Annotated in this window: 15 protein-coding genes and 1 pseudogene; 11 read left to right on the top strand and 5 right to left on the bottom strand. The window is 47.5% G+C overall.

Annotation, left to right across the window (positions count from 1 at the left end; all coding sequences use genetic code 11):
- The first annotated feature begins 16 nt into the window (after positions 1-16).
- The 6 genes from FN782_RS10555 to FN782_RS10530 all read left to right on the top strand — a co-directional run bounded on the left by FN782_RS10555 (position 17) and on the right by FN782_RS10530 (position 5,576).
- Entirely contained in the window at positions 17-754 is a 738-nt protein-coding gene (locus tag FN782_RS10555; protein WP_342778384.1) for an adenosylcobinamide amidohydrolase, read from the top strand.
- Positions 745-1,725, top strand: coding sequence for an adenosylcobinamide-phosphate synthase CbiB (cbiB, locus tag FN782_RS10550; RefSeq protein ID WP_142505756.1), 981 nt, complete (start codon positions 745-747; stop codon positions 1,723-1,725). Before FN782_RS10555 ends, cbiB begins: the two co-directional genes overlap by 10 nt.
- 280 nt (positions 1,726-2,005) lie before the next feature.
- Entirely contained in the window at positions 2,006-2,197 is a 192-nt protein-coding gene (locus tag FN782_RS10545; RefSeq protein WP_142505755.1) for a hypothetical protein, read from the top strand.
- A 285-nt stretch (positions 2,198-2,482) separates the two neighbouring features.
- Positions 2,483-4,081 carry an esterase/lipase family protein gene (locus tag FN782_RS10540; protein WP_185956219.1) on the top strand — a complete coding sequence of 533 codons (1,599 nt, stop codon included), beginning with the start codon at positions 2,483-2,485 and terminating at the stop codon, positions 4,079-4,081.
- Positions 4,082-4,435: 354 nt separating this feature from the next.
- Complete coding sequence (locus FN782_RS10535) at positions 4,436-4,687, top strand: hypothetical protein (RefSeq protein WP_142505753.1); 252 nt, start codon at positions 4,436-4,438, stop codon at positions 4,685-4,687.
- Between the two features lie 124 nt (positions 4,688-4,811).
- Positions 4,812-5,576, top strand: coding sequence for an SDR family oxidoreductase (locus FN782_RS10530; protein ID WP_142505752.1), 765 nt, complete (start codon positions 4,812-4,814; stop codon positions 5,574-5,576).
- 93 nt (positions 5,577-5,669) lie between these two features.
- On the opposite strand, the gene FN782_RS16870 is transcribed toward FN782_RS10530, so the two are convergent.
- A complete protein-coding gene (locus tag FN782_RS16870) occupies positions 5,670-5,843 on the bottom strand; it encodes a hypothetical protein (protein WP_185956218.1) in 174 nt (57 codons plus the stop codon).
- Between the two features lie 159 nt (positions 5,844-6,002).
- Between FN782_RS16870 and FN782_RS10525 the strand changes: the two genes are divergently transcribed.
- From FN782_RS10525 to FN782_RS10515, 3 genes are all read left to right on the top strand, one after another.
- Positions 6,003-8,477: a transglycosylase domain-containing protein gene (locus FN782_RS10525; RefSeq protein WP_185956217.1), complete on the top strand. Its 2,475-nt coding sequence runs from the start codon at positions 6,003-6,005 to the stop codon at positions 8,475-8,477.
- A gap of 178 nt (positions 8,478-8,655) precedes the next feature.
- On the top strand, positions 8,656-11,304 hold the full coding sequence (locus FN782_RS10520) for a transglycosylase domain-containing protein (protein ID WP_185956216.1): 2,649 nt from the start codon (positions 8,656-8,658) through the stop codon (positions 11,302-11,304).
- Between the two features lie 163 nt (positions 11,305-11,467).
- The gene (locus tag FN782_RS10515; RefSeq protein WP_142505749.1) at positions 11,468-14,059 is read left to right on the top strand and encodes a transglycosylase domain-containing protein; all 2,592 of its coding nucleotides are present in this window, start codon (positions 11,468-11,470) and stop codon (positions 14,057-14,059) included.
- Positions 14,060-14,111: 52 nt separating this feature from the next.
- Here FN782_RS10515 and FN782_RS10510 read toward each other — a convergent pair.
- From FN782_RS10510 to FN782_RS10495, 4 genes and pseudogenes are all read right to left on the bottom strand, one after another.
- Positions 14,112-14,348, bottom strand: a pseudogene (locus FN782_RS10510) (tyrosine-type recombinase/integrase); the annotation flags it as partial.
- Positions 14,349-15,096: 748 nt separating this feature from the next.
- Entirely contained in the window at positions 15,097-15,438 is a 342-nt protein-coding gene (locus tag FN782_RS10505) for a DUF4064 domain-containing protein (protein ID WP_142505748.1), read from the bottom strand.
- A 14-nt stretch (positions 15,439-15,452) separates the two neighbouring features.
- Entirely contained in the window at positions 15,453-15,962 is a 510-nt protein-coding gene (locus FN782_RS10500) for a hypothetical protein (protein WP_142505747.1), read from the bottom strand.
- Positions 15,959-16,156, bottom strand: a complete 198-nt coding sequence (locus FN782_RS10495; protein ID WP_142505746.1) for a helix-turn-helix domain-containing protein — start codon at positions 16,154-16,156, stop codon at positions 15,959-15,961. Before FN782_RS10495 ends, FN782_RS10500 begins: the two co-directional genes overlap by 4 nt.
- Positions 16,157-16,451: 295 nt before the next feature.
- On the opposite strand from FN782_RS10495, the gene FN782_RS16865 reads away from it, so the two are divergent.
- Together FN782_RS16865 and FN782_RS10490 are read left to right on the top strand one after the other, a co-directional pair.
- Positions 16,452-16,589 (top strand): hypothetical protein, encoded by a 138-nt coding sequence (locus tag FN782_RS16865; protein WP_185956215.1) that lies wholly within the window; start codon positions 16,452-16,454, stop codon positions 16,587-16,589.
- 132 nt (positions 16,590-16,721) lie between these two features.
- Positions 16,722-17,759: a YkvI family membrane protein gene (locus FN782_RS10490; protein ID WP_185956214.1), complete on the top strand. Its 1,038-nt coding sequence runs from the start codon at positions 16,722-16,724 to the stop codon at positions 17,757-17,759.
- The last annotated feature ends 122 nt before the right edge of the window (positions 17,760-17,881 follow it).

The raw sequence follows: 17,881 nt of genomic DNA, 5'->3' as shown, positions 1-17,881 counted from the left end.
TCGATGGGTTATTGGGGTGGAAGCAGTGAATAAAGTTAAATTGTTTTCACGAACACTTCGTTTATTAAGGAATAAAGATTTCATCCTGCATATCGGATCGGAGTATCTTTGCCTTAAATTTCCCCGCCCCCTTCAGGTGCTGTCCAGCTCTTTTTTTGGGGGTGGCGAGTGGATGGCAGATACCATCATCAATCGACATGTTTCCAAAAATTACCATAAATCCGATCCGGCTCTTGAGACGGAGGAATGGTTAACGAGGTGTGGTTACAATCCTGAAACGACAGTTGCAATGATGACAGCTGCCAAGGTGGAAAAGGCGGTCATTGCCGAGGAGCGTTCGGAAGAAGGAGGAGTAGCGGCAATTGTGACAGCGGGGGTGAGCAATGCCGCCCGTGCAGGGATAGACGGTCCCGTTTATCGGATGGATTCCGATCCTGGCACGATCAACATGATCCTTCTGATTGATGGTCAGGTCACATCTGGGTCCATGGTGAATGCGGTTATCACCGCTGTTGAAGCAAAGGTGGCCGCTCTGCAGGATCTGGGGGTGACGGACGCTATGGGGAACCAAGCGACAGGGACGACCACAGATGCTGTCGTGATTGCTGCCACCCAGGAGGCCAAAGGTGGTTTCCTTCATACATATGCCGGAACGGCTAGCCCGCTCGGACGTCTGGTGGGTTTGACCGTTTATCGCGCCTTGACTGGGGCTCTCCGTCAGAGTGGGAGCCTTAAAGGAGAGACATGGCCGTGATCGCTGCTTCGATGCTGTTGCTGGCAGTGCTCCTGGATCGGTGGATCGGTGACCCTCGGTGGCTGCCCCATCCGGTAATCGGGATGGGATGGCTTATTTCCCGGATGGAAAGCGTTATCAGGCGGATAGTGGCGGCTTTCCGTCTAAAAGGGAAATGGTCTCTTCGATTGGCAGGTTGTCTTTTCCCCCTATCTGTGGTCGGGAGTGTATATGGTCTCGCTGTTGGTCTGGTCAGCTTGGTGAACGGATTTTCCGTCTGGGCGAGCTGGATACTGGAGACGATCCTTATCGCAACCACTATAGCATCCAAAGGGTTGGCAGAAGCGGGGCTGGAAATTTTTCACGCCCTTGTTAAAGGAGATCTTCCGAAGGCTCGATCCTCTTTGGCAATGGTGGTTGGTCGGGATACGGAACACCTGGATGAACCGGAGGTGGTTCGAGGCACAGTGGAGACCGTTGCCGAAAATATCGTAGATGCGGTTACATCTCCACTCTTTTTTGCCGCCCTTGGTGGGGCACCATTGGCCCTCGCTTATCGAGCCGTCAACACGCTTGATTCAATGGTGGGGTATAAGAACGAGCGTTATCTTCACCTCGGTTGGGCCTCCGCCCGTCTGGACGACCTGGCCAACTGGCTTCCTGCCCGCCTCACACTGCCTGCGATGCTGGCAGCTCTGTATTTCGCTGAAGCCTCCCCGGCGAACGCCTGGCGGATTGTTTGCCGGGACGCCGCCGGTCACCCCAGCCCCAACAGCGGAATCGTTGAAGCTGCCATGGCCGGCGGTTTGGGTATCCAGCTCGGTGGTATCAACCGCTATCAGGGCCGCGTTTCCCACCGGGCACTCCTTGGAGATGCATGTCGTTCCAGAGAACGGCAAGATATCGATACAGCCGTCCGGGTCCTATATGGAACGACCTTCGTCTATGTCGCAGGTTTGTCAATAGGGCTCTGTTGTTTCTCCTTGGGATAAGTGGGATTGCTAACGATGCTTTTGGTTTTTATAGCGAAAGTGCTTTTCGGTGACCGTGAACGGAATGATATATCGCTCCAATGCTTTATAAGCAAAAAGTAAGGACGGGCCAGCACCCGTCTTTTTCTTATTCAGACTGCGGATATACTCTTCAGTGAACTCAGAGGCTCGCCTGCCAGTGGATAGTTATTGAACGGATGATGTTTCTTTGACAGGGTCAGGTTTCCCTTTGTGATCTGTTTCCCATACTGGAACAAAGAATGAAAGGAGAATGATCCTTATGGGTTATTGGTACGTGGAGCTGTCTGATGGGAAAATAGCCCTGATCACGGATGATCCTTTTTTCCACCCAGAAACTCTCTCAGAGCCGGTCTACGGTGAAGGGAGCACGAAGGTGGAGGAAACGTTGGCAAAGATCTCTGAAGCTATCTACGGAGAGTGGAAGGATTTGTTGGAGCAGACAGATGAATGACCTGTGGGGGGTGCAACTATTTTGGAAATAGGTAACGGGATCAAAGTATAATTCCAGGAAAACAACGGTCACCGTACCAGTAAAGCACCCGCTCTCCATGTTTGGGGAACTGTTTGGTAGAGAATTTTTAAACGGTAAGGGATGGGTGGGGGCTTTTTCTTGGTACCGCTTCTTTGTTTTGGCTTCAACGTTCTCAAGAGGAAAAATATTCTGCGTGGGGAATACCATTAGAGAATGATGTGGTCAAAAGAAAAGCAGGGTGAGGAAAGGGGAGGGTCCAAAAAAATGGGACGATCAGGAAAGAGAGTGAACGCGGTGATCAAAAGGGGGGCGTTTCCTCTGGAAGAGAACAGGACGCTTTCCGGAAGAAGGTTAACCGTCTCCGAACCTGGAACGTGGTATGTAGGTGCTACTCCCCCCGATGTGGACATGAACAAGCCTCCTGTTGTATTTGTCCCAGGGTTACGTGGATCGGCGGATGATTGGTGGGGAGATACAACCTATCATGGGAAAAATGACATGTTTGAACGAATGTACAACAACCAATATCGCACCGCCTTTGTGGAGCTTTATGATGTATCCGGTGAAGCAGCTGACATGTGGGACAATGGGGCGTTACTCGCTCAGATGCTGGAAGAAATCAGGCGATACTTCGGTGAGAAAGTGAACATTGTTGCGCACAGTAAAGGAGGAGTTGACACTCAAACGGCTTTGGTTCACGATGATGCACACCATCACGTGGGGCGTGTGATCACCTTGGGCTCTTCACACTGGGGCTCTCCCCTAGCGGATTTGGCTCACAGTTGGTGGGCGGGTTGGCTGGCGGAACTCTTGGACATGAGAGACGCAGGAACAGAATCTTTGCAAACGGGGTATATGGAGCATTTTCGTTCATTGACCGATTCCCATGCCAATGTCAAAAACAATCCATACTTTACTGCTGCGGGAACGGATTGGGGCACATTTCCCTCTGCTCTGTGGATGGGTGGATCGTACTTGTCCGCTTATGGGAGCAATGATGGATTGGTCAATGTATGGAGCACCCGCCTCCCGTATGATAAACACCTGTTTACAAAGGATGTGGATCATGATCGGATTCGGATGGGCAGTGCTTCCTTTCACCACATCGATCCTATTCTTCATTCCACTGGCGGAGTTACGGTGGAATCCGTGTTTGACGAAACGGCTGCAAGTTTTGAAAGGACAGGAAATCAAGGGATGCATCAAGTGATCCGTGGTCAATATCTGCCAGTCGATCGACGAGTAGAAGAAGAGATCCCTGTGGAATCAGGGGTGCGGGAAGTGGTATTTCATCTGATGACCGATCATACGCAGGTGAAAGCGATACTGGTGTCTCCATCCAACAAGGTCTATGATGGAAAAAGTACGGAATATTATCAAACTCTTGAAGAATCGGAAATATTCCGTGGAGCAAAGTCCCAGGGGTTTCGGGTGAGTCAGCCTGAGCCTGGGGAGTGGAAAGTGATCCTCGATTCTCAGCGGGTTGGAGCTTACCTGTTAACAACGACGTTTTCGCTGACCAGTGTTCCAGAAGTGGATGTAATCGTTCCAAATTCGAACCACTGGGAAACCCCGGTCCGTGTTCGGCTGCCCAAAGGATGGAAATCGGATGATGGTGGTGTAAAGGTTCGTCTGGTTCCAACTGGGATGAAAGGGTTAGGAATGATGGAGACAGAATATAGCGAAGAGAATCTAAAGCCTGAGAATCACACCCAAACCTCCTTTGCCGGACCTTTGCCCAAACTGACAAAGGCTGGCATGTACAATCTGACGGCAGAGGTTCAGGGAATCAATGAGAAAGGAGAGCGCTTTGCACGTACCTTGATTCGCTCTTTTTATGTACCACAGGGAGAAGATGAGTGAGACTAAAGGGGCAGAGCCTTCCGTTTCATCGACAAACGTAACTTCCCCGTAATTCCTACGGCACAGGTGTATGGTCTTTCCCATATGACAGCAATCGTTTTACGTGGTGACTGTTTCTTCTGCCACATCCCGCGATTTTATTCTTCAGGGACAAATCATTTTTTCACGAGTTTTCGCTCACAGTTTGAATCGGCTTGCGAGGGACTTCTCCCCCTCATCCGACGACTGAAGGAAGTGCACCACAGGCATTTCCTTCGGTCACCTGTGGTGTGACCGTAGCATTTCCTAGACTTGCATGTGTGTATTCCTCGTCGATCCTTGGTCATACTGTTAAATAGATGGAGGGATTCACATATGGATTGGTCAGTACTTACTATGTGGGAATGGCAAGCGGTTACAGGACTTACGGTTCTCTCAGCCGGATTGGCGTGGTGGACCAAACGGCGTATGTTTCGGGCGGTTGCTTGGGGAAGTATTGCTGTATTGGTGCTTTCTGCATCCTTTCTTGAATCCTCTGGTCCGGGGATTACGTTTGGTGGAGGGATGATTGGAGCGGTTTTCCTTCTCCTGATGGCCAAGCAGATTTTGGAGCCATCAGAAGATTGAATGAGAAATAAACCAAAGGATAGAAGAAAAACGTTATGTTTTTTAAAACCCGTAAGGGTTTTTTTTGCTTCTAGGAAGGAGTCAGGGTACAATATACGGGATTTCCATTGAAGGAGGACGTTCTATGGAGCATCGTGCAGCCTGGGTAACTGGAGGAATTGCCGGATTGGGAGTGATGGTGGCAAAACAGCTGGCGGAGAACGGTTACCATATTGCTGTGAATTACCGGACCAGTCAGGATCAGGCGGAACAGCTAGGCAGGGAGATTCGCAAAACGGGGCGGCAATACCTTGCCTTGCAAGGAGATGTGGCAGATCCTCAAGCGGTCAAAGGGATGGTACAGGAAATGGAACAAACCTGGGGCGGAGTGGATATCCTTGTTTGTGCTGCGGGTCCTTTTTTATTTCAGCGAATAAAAACGGTGAACCTGACAGATGAACAGTGGCGTGAAATGGTGGATGGAAACTTGAGCGGGGTTTTTTATTGTGTGAGAGAGGTTGTTCCCATGATGCGAAAGCAGGGATGGGGGCGGATTATTACCTTCGGTTTTCCTGAAGTGGAAAACGCTCCTCATTGGGAAGGTTTTTCTGCCTATGCAGCGGCAAAAGCAGGATTGGTTTCCTTCACCCGGACATTGGCAAAGGAAGAAGCTCCTTTTGGGATTACGGTCAACATGGTTTGTCCGGGTGATATTCGTCATCCATACAAAGAGGCGCCCATTGAAAAAGCTCGCGGAAAACGGGACTCCAAAAACCCGGTCGGCCGACCGGGTACGGGAGAGGACTTGGCACGGGTGATACAATTTCTCGTCAATCCAGATTCCGACTTTATCACTGGAGGGGTCATCCCGGTAACAGGAGGCTTTGACAACAACAGCTTCCGGGTGTAAAAGGAACGATCACGTCCGTAAGTGACAAAAAGAGACATTTTGCAACAAAATTCATCGCACCTGCGTTATAATGAAATAGTTGTTGTTTTGGTATTATTGAGCATCGATGGATCGTTGAAAATACCATGCCAGTCCAAACCAGAGCATGGAACCGATCCACCCGATCACCAATCCCACCGGTCCATATATCTGCCAAAATAACAGAGACAGTAAGATGCCAACCCAACCGGTAAATCGGCAAGCAAAAATGGCTGCTTTTTTATTCATGGGATCACCTCGTTCCTCAAATATACCACATGTTGAAACATGGGTGTATCCAGATGGGGAAGGGTTCCCTGAACGGATAAAGTAACACGGAGGCTTTTTGATTCTATTTCGATGCAAAAACAACTCCACCACAGATGAATGGATGTAGGGGGGAAACAAATGAATCCTAGACGAGCGTCGGGTACGTCACCCCGAAGCACTGGTCGCCGGGCCGGTGGTCGCTCTCTGGCTGGCCGTTCTGGTGGACAGAGAGGGAATAACGGCCGCAATTTTCTTCGGTTTTTCAACAAAAAATGGTTTATCTTGGTATTCATGACGACAGTTCTTTTGGTGGTTGGTGTCTTTGGTTTCATTATTCTTAATGCCAAGAAATATAACATGGAAGAAATTAAAGAATCCTTGGATGAATCGTCCGTTATATTGGACCGAAATGGGAAAAAAGCGCTGCCGCTCGGAGGAGATAACCGGGAAGTAGTCGACCTGGATGATGTGAAATCCCCAGAGCTGATGCAAGCCTTTCTCGCCGTGGAGGATGAACGGTTTTATGAACATAATGGGGTGGACTATAAGGGTCTGGCCCGTGCGGTTGTAAAAAACATCATCGCTTTGGGAAAGGCTGAAGGAGCCAGTACAATCACCATGCAGGTGTCCCGAAATGCTGTGATGAAGGGACGAAGAGAAAAAACCTACTCCCGCAAGCTGGATGAGATTACGGTTGCGCTAAATCTGGAGAAGGATTATTCGAAAAAAGATATTTTGGAAGTGTATTTAAACTACATTGATTTGGGAAATAACGTGAAGGGCATCAAGATGGCAGCGAAGATCTACTTTGACAAAGATATTACCAAAGAGAAGCTGGAGCCCCATGAAATTGCCCTGTTGGCCGGTCTGCCCAAAGCACCGTACGGATATGATCCCTTTCGACATAAAGAAAAGGCGTTGCAACGGCGCAATGTGGTCCTAAACAAAATGGCTGAAGATACGGCCCTTCCAAATGACCCGATTATCACCGAGGAAGAAGCGGAAAAGTACAAAAAAATGCCGCTGGGTGTGAAGAAGGAAGCGGTTCAAAAGCATTTGAAGAATGACAAGTTTTACGCATATAAGAATATCGTTTTGGATGAACTGAAAGAACGCTATAACATTACCGATCTGAAACAATTTGCAAATGATGGATTTAAGATTCAAACCTCCTTGGACCCGAAAATTCAACAAGCGGCGGAAGATGCGTTGGCCAATGAAGCATTTTTTGTCAATAAACAGACTGGAGCCAAAATGCCGGCGGATCAACTGAATGCCGCGATGACGTTTTTGGACCCCAAAACGGGGGAGATTGTAGCTGTCGGCGGTGGAAGAGGTTACCGACCGACCTATCTCAACTGGGCACAGCAAGGGATTCAGCCCGGTTCCACGATGAAGCCGATTACGGTTTTTGGTCCAGCAGTGGAAGAGCATGGGTTTAATGAATATACTCCGGTAAAAGATGCACCGATTGATATTAATGGATACACGCCCAAAAATTCCAGTGGTCGATTTTACGGAGATATTACGCTTCAAGAAGTGGTGAATAAATCTCTGAATGCCTCCACCATTCGGATTCTCCATGAAGTGGTTAAAAAGGGACCGGCGGCCAAGTATGCGGAGAAAGCCGGAATTAAACTGACTGACAAAGACAAACAAAGTCTGGCAGCGTTGGGGCTTGGTGGAATGACCAAAGGGACGACTACGACGCAGATGGCGCAGGCATATGCTTCTTTTGCCAATGTCTCCACCGGCGAAAATAGGGATGCTCATACCATCCGGAAAATTACCAATTCCGCTGGAGAGGTTGTCAAGCCAAAAACCAAGATCAAAAAGCACAAAGTTTTCAGCAAGAAGACGGCATGGTATATGACACGGATGCTCAAAAACAATGTGGAGCAGGGAACCGGAACCAATGCACAGATTGCAGGTTATGATGTCGCCGGGAAAACCGGAACTACCCAAAACAGCAAAGAAGCCTGGTTTGTGGGGTATACGCCCCGATATGTAGGGGCTGTCACGGTATTTAATATGAAGGGGAATGCAGTAAACCTTTCGGGTGGGGGATATGCGGCACCCATTTTTAAGTCGGTGTTGAGCGTCGCCTTGGAAGGAAAAGCGCCGCAAAAATTCCAGAACCCAGGTGTGGAAGAGCCGAGACCGCCGTTTAGACTGAAGCCTGTCCAGGATTTACGAGGCGGATATGATCCTGCTTCGCAATCCGTTCAACTGCAATGGTCGGATGCGTCGGATCGGCTGGAGTACAAGGTGCAACGGTCAGAGAATGGTCAGGATTGGAAAGAGATCGGCAAAACCTCCGAAGGCACCTTTACCGATGACAACATCAAAAAACCGGAAGGTGGTGGATGGTTCGGCGGTGGAGAATCCCGTTCCTATTCCTATCGTGTCATTGCTGTGGATACGGAGGCCCAAGGCGGGGAACCGAAAGAGTCCGAACCGTCCAATGTCGTAACTGTTCAAGTCACTTCACGGGAAGAGCCACCGGGAGATGAAGGTGATGAAAAACCGGATCACCCCAACGATAAACGTGGCAATGGTCGGCATGGTAAGAACAAAGAAGACGAGGAGAATGATATTTTCGGTTGGTGGTAATGGAAAGAATAAGGCCGATTCGCCCTTGGATCGGCCTTATGTTTCTTTCTATTTCTTTCGTTGTAAAAAGGAAGAAGTATACGAAATGATGAGAAAACCGTGTAGAATAGGAAAGAAGAAAAAATAGAATCATCCTAAATTTATTCCATCATGATGTGATTATTCAGGGGGTTGTATGATGGCCCATAACAGCAGAAATTCGGGAGGACTTCCACCGCGATCAGGAGGCGGCCGTCGATCGAACGGGCGCTCTACAACCAACCGGTCTGGAAGCGTTGCTCCATATGATCGGTCCGGCAATGGTTCTCCGGTCAGTCGGTCCAGCAGAGGATCAGGTCGGAGAGGGAAACGGGGAGGTCGCAATAATAAGAAGAACTTTTTCCGTTTTTTCAATTGGAAATGGATTCTAGGGATCTTCATGACCCTGATTTTAGTGGCCGTTGGCTATTACTGGTACCTGGCCATGAACACACCACAGTACAGCAAAAAAGATGTCTTGAAGAAAATGGAATCCTCCTCCACGGTGTATGACCGAAATGGAAAGAAAGTGATGGATCTCGGTGGAGCAAACCGGGAATACGTCAAACTGGAGGATATTAAATCCAAGGATTTGGCAACAGCGTTTGTCAAGGTGGAGGATGAACGGTTTTATAAACATAATGGGGTGGACTATCAGGGTCTGGCCCGTGCCGTGGTCAAGAATATAATCGCTTTGGGTAAGGCGGAAGGTGCCAGCACCATCACCATGCAAGTGGCCCGAAATGTGGGGTTGGGAACGAGAGAGAAAACCTATACCCGGAAGTTGAGAGAGATTATCGTCGCTCGCGATTTTGAAAAACGTTTTGACAAGGATTTTATTCTGGAAGTCTATCTGAATTACATTGACTTCGGAAATGGTGTCAAGGGAATCAAAATGGCGGCCAAGATTTACTTTGACAAGGATATTACCAAAGAGAAATTGGAGCCCCATGAAATTGCCCTGTTGGCCGGCCTTCCCAAGGCTCCATACGGGTATAACCCCTATGCTGCTCCGGAAAAGGCAGAACACCGGCGCAACGTGGTTTTAAACAAAATGGCCGAACAAAATACCATTGATCCGCTGATCACTCAGGCGGAAGCGGACAAGTACAAGAAGAAGGATCTGGGAACCAATCCAGAATATATTGATAAATACGTGAAAAAGAATGCCTATGATGCCTTCCGGGATGTTGTGCTGGATGAGATCGGCAGACGTTACCCCGGTGTCAAGAAAACGGATTTGGTCAATGGGGGCTATAAAGTCTATACCACGTTGGACCCCAACGCCCAGAAAGCGGCGGAAGCGGCTTTGGAAAAGAAGGAGTTCTTTTTGAATCAAGAGACCGGACAACCTGCAAAGGATTTGAATGCAGCATTGACCCTGATGAACAAAAAAGGGGAAATCTTGGCTGTCGGAGGCGGACGCAACTATAAAACGGGTTTCTATAACTGGTCCAGGATGCCGATTCAGCCGGGTTCCAGTATTAAACCCATCACCGTTTACGGTCCGGCCGTGAAAGATCATGGCTACAATGAATATACGATGGTCAAGGATGAACCGATTAAGTTTAAAGGGGGCTATGAGCCCAAAAACGAAACGGGTAAATTTTATGGAGAAATCCCGCTTCAGGAAGTTGTAAACAAATCACTCAACGTCTCTACACTCCGAATCCTCCGGGATGTGGTGAAGCTCGCCGGTGCGGAGAAATATGCGGAAAAAGCCGGCATCAAATTGCATAAAAAGGACCGGGGAAGCTGGGCCGCCTTGGCGCTGGGGGGGATGACCAAAGGAGCCAGTACCATTCAGATGGCCCAGGCCTACTCTGCTTTTGCCAATGTGAAAACGGGTGGCATCTATCCGGCTCATACGGTGAAAGAGATCAAGGGTCAGGATGGTGAAACACTGGAGCCGGCGAAACCGATTCCGGAAACACCTAATCCGGTTTATGACAAGAAAACGGCATGGTATATGACCCGGATGCTGAAAGACAATGTGGAGCGAGGAACGGGGACCAATGCCCAGATCCCCGGCCATGAGGTAGCCGGTAAAACCGGGACGACCCAGAAAAGTAAAGAGTCCTGGTTTGTAGGGTATACAGCGGATTACATTGGAGCGGTTACGGTATTTAATGAGAAAGAGGCAAAAGTGGAGCTTTCCGGTGGAGGTTACGCCGCTCCCATCTTTAAAGAGGTAATGTCGAAACTCTTGGAAGGAAAGCCTCCGCAAAGATTTAAGAATCCGGGTGTGCCCGCACCGAAGCCACCATTTGAATTAAAGCCGATTCAGGATCTCAAAGGGGAATTTAACTCTGGAACCGTAAACCTGAAGTGGTCCGACTACTCCGACCGATTGGAGTATCGGGTGGAACGCTCTGCCGATGGTCAGAGCTGGACGGGAATTGGTAAAACATCAGAAGGAACATTTAGTGACAATAATATTCAGGTTAGCGGTGAGACTTCCGAAGACCCGTCCAAAACATTCTATTATCGTGTGATTGCCATTGATACCAAGGCAGAAGACGCGGAGTCGAAGGAGTCTGATCCATCCAATGTGGTAACGGTACTCGTTCTGCCAGAAGAACCGGAGGAGGACCAGAACCCCGAAGATCAGAATCCGGAAGATGAAAATCCGGAAGACCAGACTCCAGGTGACCAGGACCCCAATGGCCAGAACCCAAATGAACAGGATCCCAATGAGCAGGACCCGACCGATCTGAATCCGGATGATGAGAACCCAGACGATCAGAATCCGGATGAGCAAGATCCCAATGAGCAGAATCCCAATGGTCAAGGTCCAATCTTTAGATAGGCGTTTCACTTCAAAGCCGATTCGTTCTAAACGAATCGGCTTTTTTTCATTGGATTTGAACTGGAAATTGATTAATATAGATATTGAGACCTGATTTTACATAAAATGAGAGAGATAGATAGTAGTGTTTAAAAAGGTCAGATCGTACAAGGGGTTGAGAAACATGGAAGAGAACAACGGGAAGGGACTGGACGAAAGAAAGAGAGTCTATTCCCGAAAAAGTAGATATAGTACCCAAAAAGGATGGAGGCGGTTTTTTAACCGTAAATGGATTTTACTTACACTGATCACAACCCTGTTATTGGTGGTTGGGGGATGTTCAGCCATTATGATGTCGGCAAAATCCCTGCCGTTGGATCGGCTGAATGAGATTGATGTGGCCTCCACCGTCTATGATGTCAATGGAAAGCCGGTCACCAAACTGGGTTCCATCAATAAAGAGTATGTCAAAATGGAGGATGTAAAGTCCCGCAAGCTGATTGAGGAAACGTTTATCTCTGTAGAAGACCGGCGTTTTTATGAGCATAATGGCGTGGATTTTCGCAGTATTCTTCGTGCAGTTGTAACCAATGTGATGGAAGGACGGAAGGCACAGGGTGGCGGGACAATTACGATGCAATTGGCCCGCAATGTAATTTTGGAGAATAAGAGCAAAACCTATCTGCGAAAATTGAAAGAGGTTGGAACAGCCTGGAATTTGGAGCGAAAATACAGCAAAGAGGAAATATTGGAAGCTTATCTAAATTTCATTTATTTCGGGAATGATGTTCAGGGAATATCGATGGCTTCCAAGATCTATTTTGACAAGGATTTAACCAAACAGAAGCTGGAACCGCATGAGGCTGCCCTGTTGGCGGCTCTTCCCAAAGCCCCTTCCTTATATAATCCCTATCGCAATGAAGAAAAAGCAAAAGAACGGCGCAACCTGGTTCTCCGCCTAATGGAGAGACAGGGCGTCCTTTCAACGGAAGAAAAAGAAAAATATCAGGCCATGGATTTGGGTGTGAATCGTAAATACCTGAAGAAACACTTGAAAAAAGAACGATATACAGCGTATAAACACTATATTATGGAAGAAGCCGAGGAACGCTTTCAACTCTCTGAGACGGAACTGGCCACAGGTGGGTACAAAATTTATACACATCTCGTTCCCCACGCTCAGCGGGCGATTGAAAAAGCGTTCGACAACGATGACCTTTTTCAGAATCAAAAGCAATTGGATGGCGGGGCAACCATCGTTAATCCCCGAACCGGAGGGCTTGTAGCGATTGCTGGAGGGCGTGAGTATAAAGGGCAAGGGTATATGCTTCGCTCCAAGGAAGAAAAAAGACAACCCGGTTCAGCGATCAAACCCATTACTGTCTATGCTCCTGCGGTTCAGGAAAAAGGATATAATGAATATTCTCCTGTACCGGATCCTCCGGGTTTCCATATTCAGGACTGGAGACCGAAGAATTTTCAAAGGCGTTACTATGACAGGCTTCCGTTGAAAGATGTGTTGGCAAAATCTTTAAACGTGGCAACGGCCTGGCTTCTGAAAAATGAAGTGGGTTTGGGTACAGCTTCGGACTATGCGCAACGGATGGGGTTGGAACTGGTGGAAAAAGATCGTCACTCCCATGCCGCGTTGGCTCTGGGTGGTTTGACAAAAGGGGTAAACACTGTGCAGATGGCTCAGGCTTATTCTGCCTTTGCCAATAACGGAAAGCTGACAGATGTTCATGGAATCAGAAAGATCAGCACAGCCAATGAAGACCGGGAATGGGTGACAGAGGAAACCATCCAAAAAGATCAACAGGTGTTAACGCCAAAAACGGCTTATTATTTGACCCGGATGTTGCATTACAATGTTCGCCAAGGTACCGGAAAGAACGCCCAGTTGCCTGATGGACGGGATGTGGCCGGAAAGACAGGAACCACCCAGGGAAGCAAGGAAGCGTGGTTTGTCGGTTACACCCAGGAATATGTGATGTCGGCAATGGTATTCAATCAGAATGATGGCAAGGTAGAGCTTTCCGGAGGCAAATATCCCGCAAGGATTTTCCGTTCAGTCATGTCAGAAGCGTTGAAAGGGACTCCAGTCAGCCGGTTTACGAATCCAGGTGTGCCAGAGCCGAAACCGCCATTTAAACTGAGACCTGTCGATCTGTCTGCATCGTTTGATAAGGAAAAAGAAGTGGTTCAATTGAAATGGAATGATTATGCAGATCGACTGAAATATCGGGTGGAACGTTCGGAAGATGGACAGAATTGGAAACCCATTGGCGAGACCCAGGCTGGAGGGTTTACCGATCCCAATATTGTTCTTCCCCGTCCGGAAAGTGCTCCATTGGATGAGATTTTTGGGCGAAGGACATCGGTCTATCATTATCGGGTGATTGCAGTAGATCAGGTGGAAAATCAGGAAGCAGAACCTTCCAACACGGTCACACTGGAAATTCATCCCTCTGAAAATCCACCGCCGGAAAATCCGGAGGAAGGGGACTCTCCTGGTGAGGATGAAGCTCCAAACGGTGATCAACAGGGAGAGCCACCCGGTGATCAAGAAGGAGAGCAACAAGGGGATCAACAGGGAGAGCAGCAGGGAGACCAACAGGGCGATCAACAAAACGATCAACAGGGCGACCAAGGCGAGAGTCAGGGAACAGATCCGTCTGGTGATGCTGTTGGAAACGATTCTATAGGTGAAAGAAGCAGCTGGTTATGGAAAAATGGCTCAGGGTTTAACTTTTTATATCGATGGATCATTGATTAACTGTGATCATAATACAGGGCGTCAATTGCCGTAACCCTTTTATAATAAGGGGTTACGGCTTTTTGGTTTCCCGTGAACAGACAATTTGACCACATTCTTTTTTCTGAGATATTGCTTTTATGAAAAGATCAAAGTTTTGAGCTAGACTTTTTTGCATGTCAGGTAATACGTGACTGTAGGTGTCTAAAGTGATCCCCACATTGGAATGACCCAAACGTTCAGATACAACTTTCGGATGTTCGCCCATTTGGAGAAGTAAGGTGGCATGTGTATGACGCAGATATGGAAAGAAAGTGGTGGAGATATTTCTTTTTAATGATGTAGTTCATATCCTGATTGATACCACAGACCAAGTATGAATCTCTCTCTTTTACGTCCGGGAGATACGGTAAAATCGAACAGTATTGATCAATGGACACAACAGGAAAAAATTTGTCGGTTTGGATTCAGACTTATTCTGTCTGGTGAAAGGGAGAAAACACTTTTGAAGTAATGGGCGACTCTGGCGTTGTTTTCGGTTTTTCCTATGGCTACTTTCAAAACTGGAGGTGGAGAAACTGGAGACCGGGTAAAAATCCACCCTGAGGTGGAAAGAAGAAGACTCCATCCACCACATCCAAAAAAAGAGTGCTACCTCCATCTTAACTGGACAACGCTCCACCATTGTTTACTCTCCAGGAGATGATCCCCTGGAGCTAGCTCTAGAGATCATGAAGATGGAGAATAGACGGCCAGGGCGTCCACGTCTCATGAAAGCGTACAGCCAAGATGACAGCGAAGAAACTAGAACAGATGCTAAAGAAGGCACATAAAAACCGGGAGGGATCACCCTGCCCGGCTTTTACTGTTCAGTTGTGATATTGATAATTTGAGGGGGTTCCGTTTTTTTGCTGAACCATGCAGTGAAAACGATAACAAGTGAATCTCCCCCACTTACACTAAGAAGTGGGGGTTTCTCACCACCAGAAGCGATTTGGCTAAAATATGAGTAGAATCCAGATTCAATGCAGTATTCGTTTTAGCATTTTTATGATGTCTTACCCCTCAAGTGAGTGTTGTTTCTCCTTGCGCAAGACCCCCATAAGCCCGCCAATAACAAGGAGTAAGGCGGGAAGCACATAGAAGAGAGAAATACTGAACAGACCACCGATCCCGGATATAAGCATCAATATCCCGCCTATTTTGGCCTTGAATTTTACAACGACGGCCCCAACGATAGACAGAATGGAGAAGAGAAAGGCAGCCCAACCAAGGCTGGAAACTTCTGATGATCCAGATACCGCTTCATCCACCGCTCCGAAGAAGAGGGCGAAAAACGCTGCACCAAAACCGATAATCCCACCGATCAGTCCCAACACAAATTCCGTTGTGCGTTTCATTGTTTTAATCCTCCTTATTTTACTTCCACTTTGATCTGGACGTTGTCCGTTTTCATAAAGTCATGAGTAGCAATTTCTCCAAGGTCTAGCTTGATTTTCTCGATCTTTTCGGGATCTAGTTTGGAATTGTTCGGGGTGGGGAAGACCAGTACACCATCTTGTTTTACCCCTCCAGCGATCTCACCGCCGATGTCTCCACCCATAAACATGTTTGCGTCCAGTTGTTTGTCTCCAATGATGGCCTTTCCTTCCTGATCCGGATACCAGTTCACTTCATTTGAGTTGGTGTTTTCCAGGTTCATACCGATTTCTATCTTGTCCGGTTTTATAACGACTTCAGCAATATTCACTTTTACTCCGAGAACCTCAGTGGAAGCTCCTGCTTTAAACCTCTTTTCATTTTTGTTAACTGCTTTGTCCGCTTCTACTTTTTTGTCTTCGGCACCAGTATCCACATCTTCCGGGGCGCAACCAACGAATACCAAGGAAGATACAATTAGGATGATTCCTAATACTTTGTTCATAATGTTTCCTCCTCTGTTTTTTTGATGAACCGGTCGATTTCATCCTCTCGAACTCGCCAACCAGATCCAAAGATTTTTGTTCCTCTAAGCTTTCCTTGACGCAGCCATTTCCGAATCGTTACTGGAGATACAGACAAGCGCTCTCCTGCTTTTTCTGGGGTGATTAGTTTAATTTCCTTTCTATCACCACCCATGGCTATCTCTCCCTTCTTGCTGCTAGATTTGAATATACCTTGTTGTTTTGTTAGGTGTCAAATATTTCTATCCATACTTATATTTAACTATATTTCGCTATAATTATCTATCCATACCTATTTTTTGTTGAAAACTATGACCACATTTTGACCACGGACTAATGAAACAGTAGTGAATTTGAATAAATAAACCGTAAAATTATTAATGTAAATACAAAGTGGTTAACTGGGGGTTAAAGCTGGGATTAGAGGTTAACAATAATCAAGCAGAATCCAATGGAAAGGAAGGGAATGGATGGGCAAAGAACTTCAACCGAGTCCTGAGCAGGAAAAGAAAAAAACAAAAAGGAGAGAGGCTCCAGAGACTACTGAAGACTCCCGACCGGGGTACGGAAACAAAAAGCTGGAGGGTCCTGACCGTCCAAGTACGTGAAAGCAACAAGGCTCATCGCTTTGGTGATGGGCCTTGTTGCTTTCTTGAAATCCGGACAGGTTCTAATCGGATTGTTGTCCCAATAGACTGGTTGTACGGGGAGCGTGACAGCCGGGAGGGATGTGTGAAGTGGTGCATGAACGTTGGTTTACTGCACTTCGGGTTGGGTTTACTTATATCGGAACTGTGGTTGGTGCAGGATTTGCTTCAGGTCAGGAAATTATGCAATTTTTCACCGTGAATGGTCTGGAAAGTGTGCCATCCATTCTGATGGTAACCGTATTGTTTTCCTGGCTGGGAATTCGAATGATGGTGATGGGGGCACGTCTCCAGGCCCACTCCTATGAGGAGTTTAACAATTATTTGTTCGGAACCCGCTGGGGACGCTGGATGAATGGTTTTGTCGGTCTCATCCTGTTTGGAGTGACCACCGCAATGATGTCCGGGACAGGGGCATTGTTTAAGGAACAGTTGAACAGTTCCTTTCATTTCGGGGTGATTGTCACCTCGTTGATTGCTTTTCTGATCATTCTCAGAGGGATGGAAGGGATCTTAAATGTCAATGCTCTGGTCGTCCCCTGTATGTTTGCCTTTACTCTGGTTGTGGGAATACAAGGGATGGCTGTACAAGGACTGGATGGTTTTTTGGCCGGACAACCGACGGAAGGAAGCAATCACTGGATGGTCTCAGCCGTGATCTATGTAGCCTTTAATCTGGCTATGTCTCAAGCTGTACTGGTACCGATGGGTGGAGAAATCAATGATGAAAAGACACTTCGTTTGGGTGGAATCTTTGGAGGAGTTGGGCTGGGGATGATGCTTCTGGCAACAAACTTTGCCTTGGCTTTGAAATCTCCGGAAATCTTCCATATGGAAATCCCCATTGCCCTGGTCATTTCTACATTGGGAGAAGGGATGAAATATTTTTTTCTGGCGGTCATGTGGGGAGAGATTTTTACTACCTTGGTCGGAAATGTATACGGTTTGGCAGCTAATTTGGTTGAAGTGATCCCCCTTCAAACCAATATGCTGGTTGCGGCAATCTTTATTCTGGGCTATATTTGTTCCCTGATTGGATTTCCAGTATTTGTGGGTTGGATCTATCCGTTTTTTGGATATTGTGGTATGGTCGCAATTTTGCTCCTTGCTGTTCGGAAATATCCCACATGAGTTTGCAAACGAGTATGGGGTCAGATTCAAAAGCATCCCTTCCATTCAAGCGATGCGAATTGGCTTTTAGAGAAAGAGGGTCTTCCTTTACAATAAGATCATAAGGCGACAGAGGAGGAGAT

The organism is Melghirimyces algeriensis (assembly GCF_900182565.1).
Classification (GTDB): domain Bacteria; phylum Bacillota; class Bacilli; order Thermoactinomycetales; family DSM-45169; genus Melghirimyces; species Melghirimyces algeriensis.
This window is presented reverse-complemented; position numbering and strand designations above follow the sequence as displayed.

Coding starts and splice junctions, on each gene's coding strand:
- cbiB (WP_142505756.1), top strand. CDS start 745: ATGGCCGTGATCGCTGCTTCGATGCTGTTGCTGGCAGTGCTCCTGGAT.
- FN782_RS10545 (WP_142505755.1), top strand. CDS start 2,006: ATGGGTTATTGGTACGTGGAGCTGTCTGATGGGAAAATAGCCCTGATC.
- FN782_RS10540 (WP_185956219.1), top strand. CDS start 2,483: ATGGGACGATCAGGAAAGAGAGTGAACGCGGTGATCAAAAGGGGGGCG.
- FN782_RS10535 (WP_142505753.1), top strand. CDS start 4,436: ATGGATTGGTCAGTACTTACTATGTGGGAATGGCAAGCGGTTACAGGA.
- FN782_RS10530 (WP_142505752.1), top strand. CDS start 4,812: ATGGAGCATCGTGCAGCCTGGGTAACTGGAGGAATTGCCGGATTGGGA.
- FN782_RS16870 (WP_185956218.1), bottom strand. CDS start 5,843: ATGAATAAAAAAGCAGCCATTTTTGCTTGCCGATTTACCGGTTGGGTT.
- FN782_RS10525 (WP_185956217.1), top strand. CDS start 6,003: ATGAATCCTAGACGAGCGTCGGGTACGTCACCCCGAAGCACTGGTCGC.
- FN782_RS10520 (WP_185956216.1), top strand. CDS start 8,656: ATGGCCCATAACAGCAGAAATTCGGGAGGACTTCCACCGCGATCAGGA.
- FN782_RS10515 (WP_142505749.1), top strand. CDS start 11,468: ATGGAAGAGAACAACGGGAAGGGACTGGACGAAAGAAAGAGAGTCTAT.
- FN782_RS10505 (WP_142505748.1), bottom strand. CDS start 15,438: ATGAAACGCACAACGGAATTTGTGTTGGGACTGATCGGTGGGATTATC.
- FN782_RS10500 (WP_142505747.1), bottom strand. CDS start 15,962: ATGAACAAAGTATTAGGAATCATCCTAATTGTATCTTCCTTGGTATTC.
- FN782_RS10495 (WP_142505746.1), bottom strand. CDS start 16,156: ATGGGTGGTGATAGAAAGGAAATTAAACTAATCACCCCAGAAAAAGCA.
- FN782_RS16865 (WP_185956215.1), top strand. CDS start 16,452: ATGGGCAAAGAACTTCAACCGAGTCCTGAGCAGGAAAAGAAAAAAACA.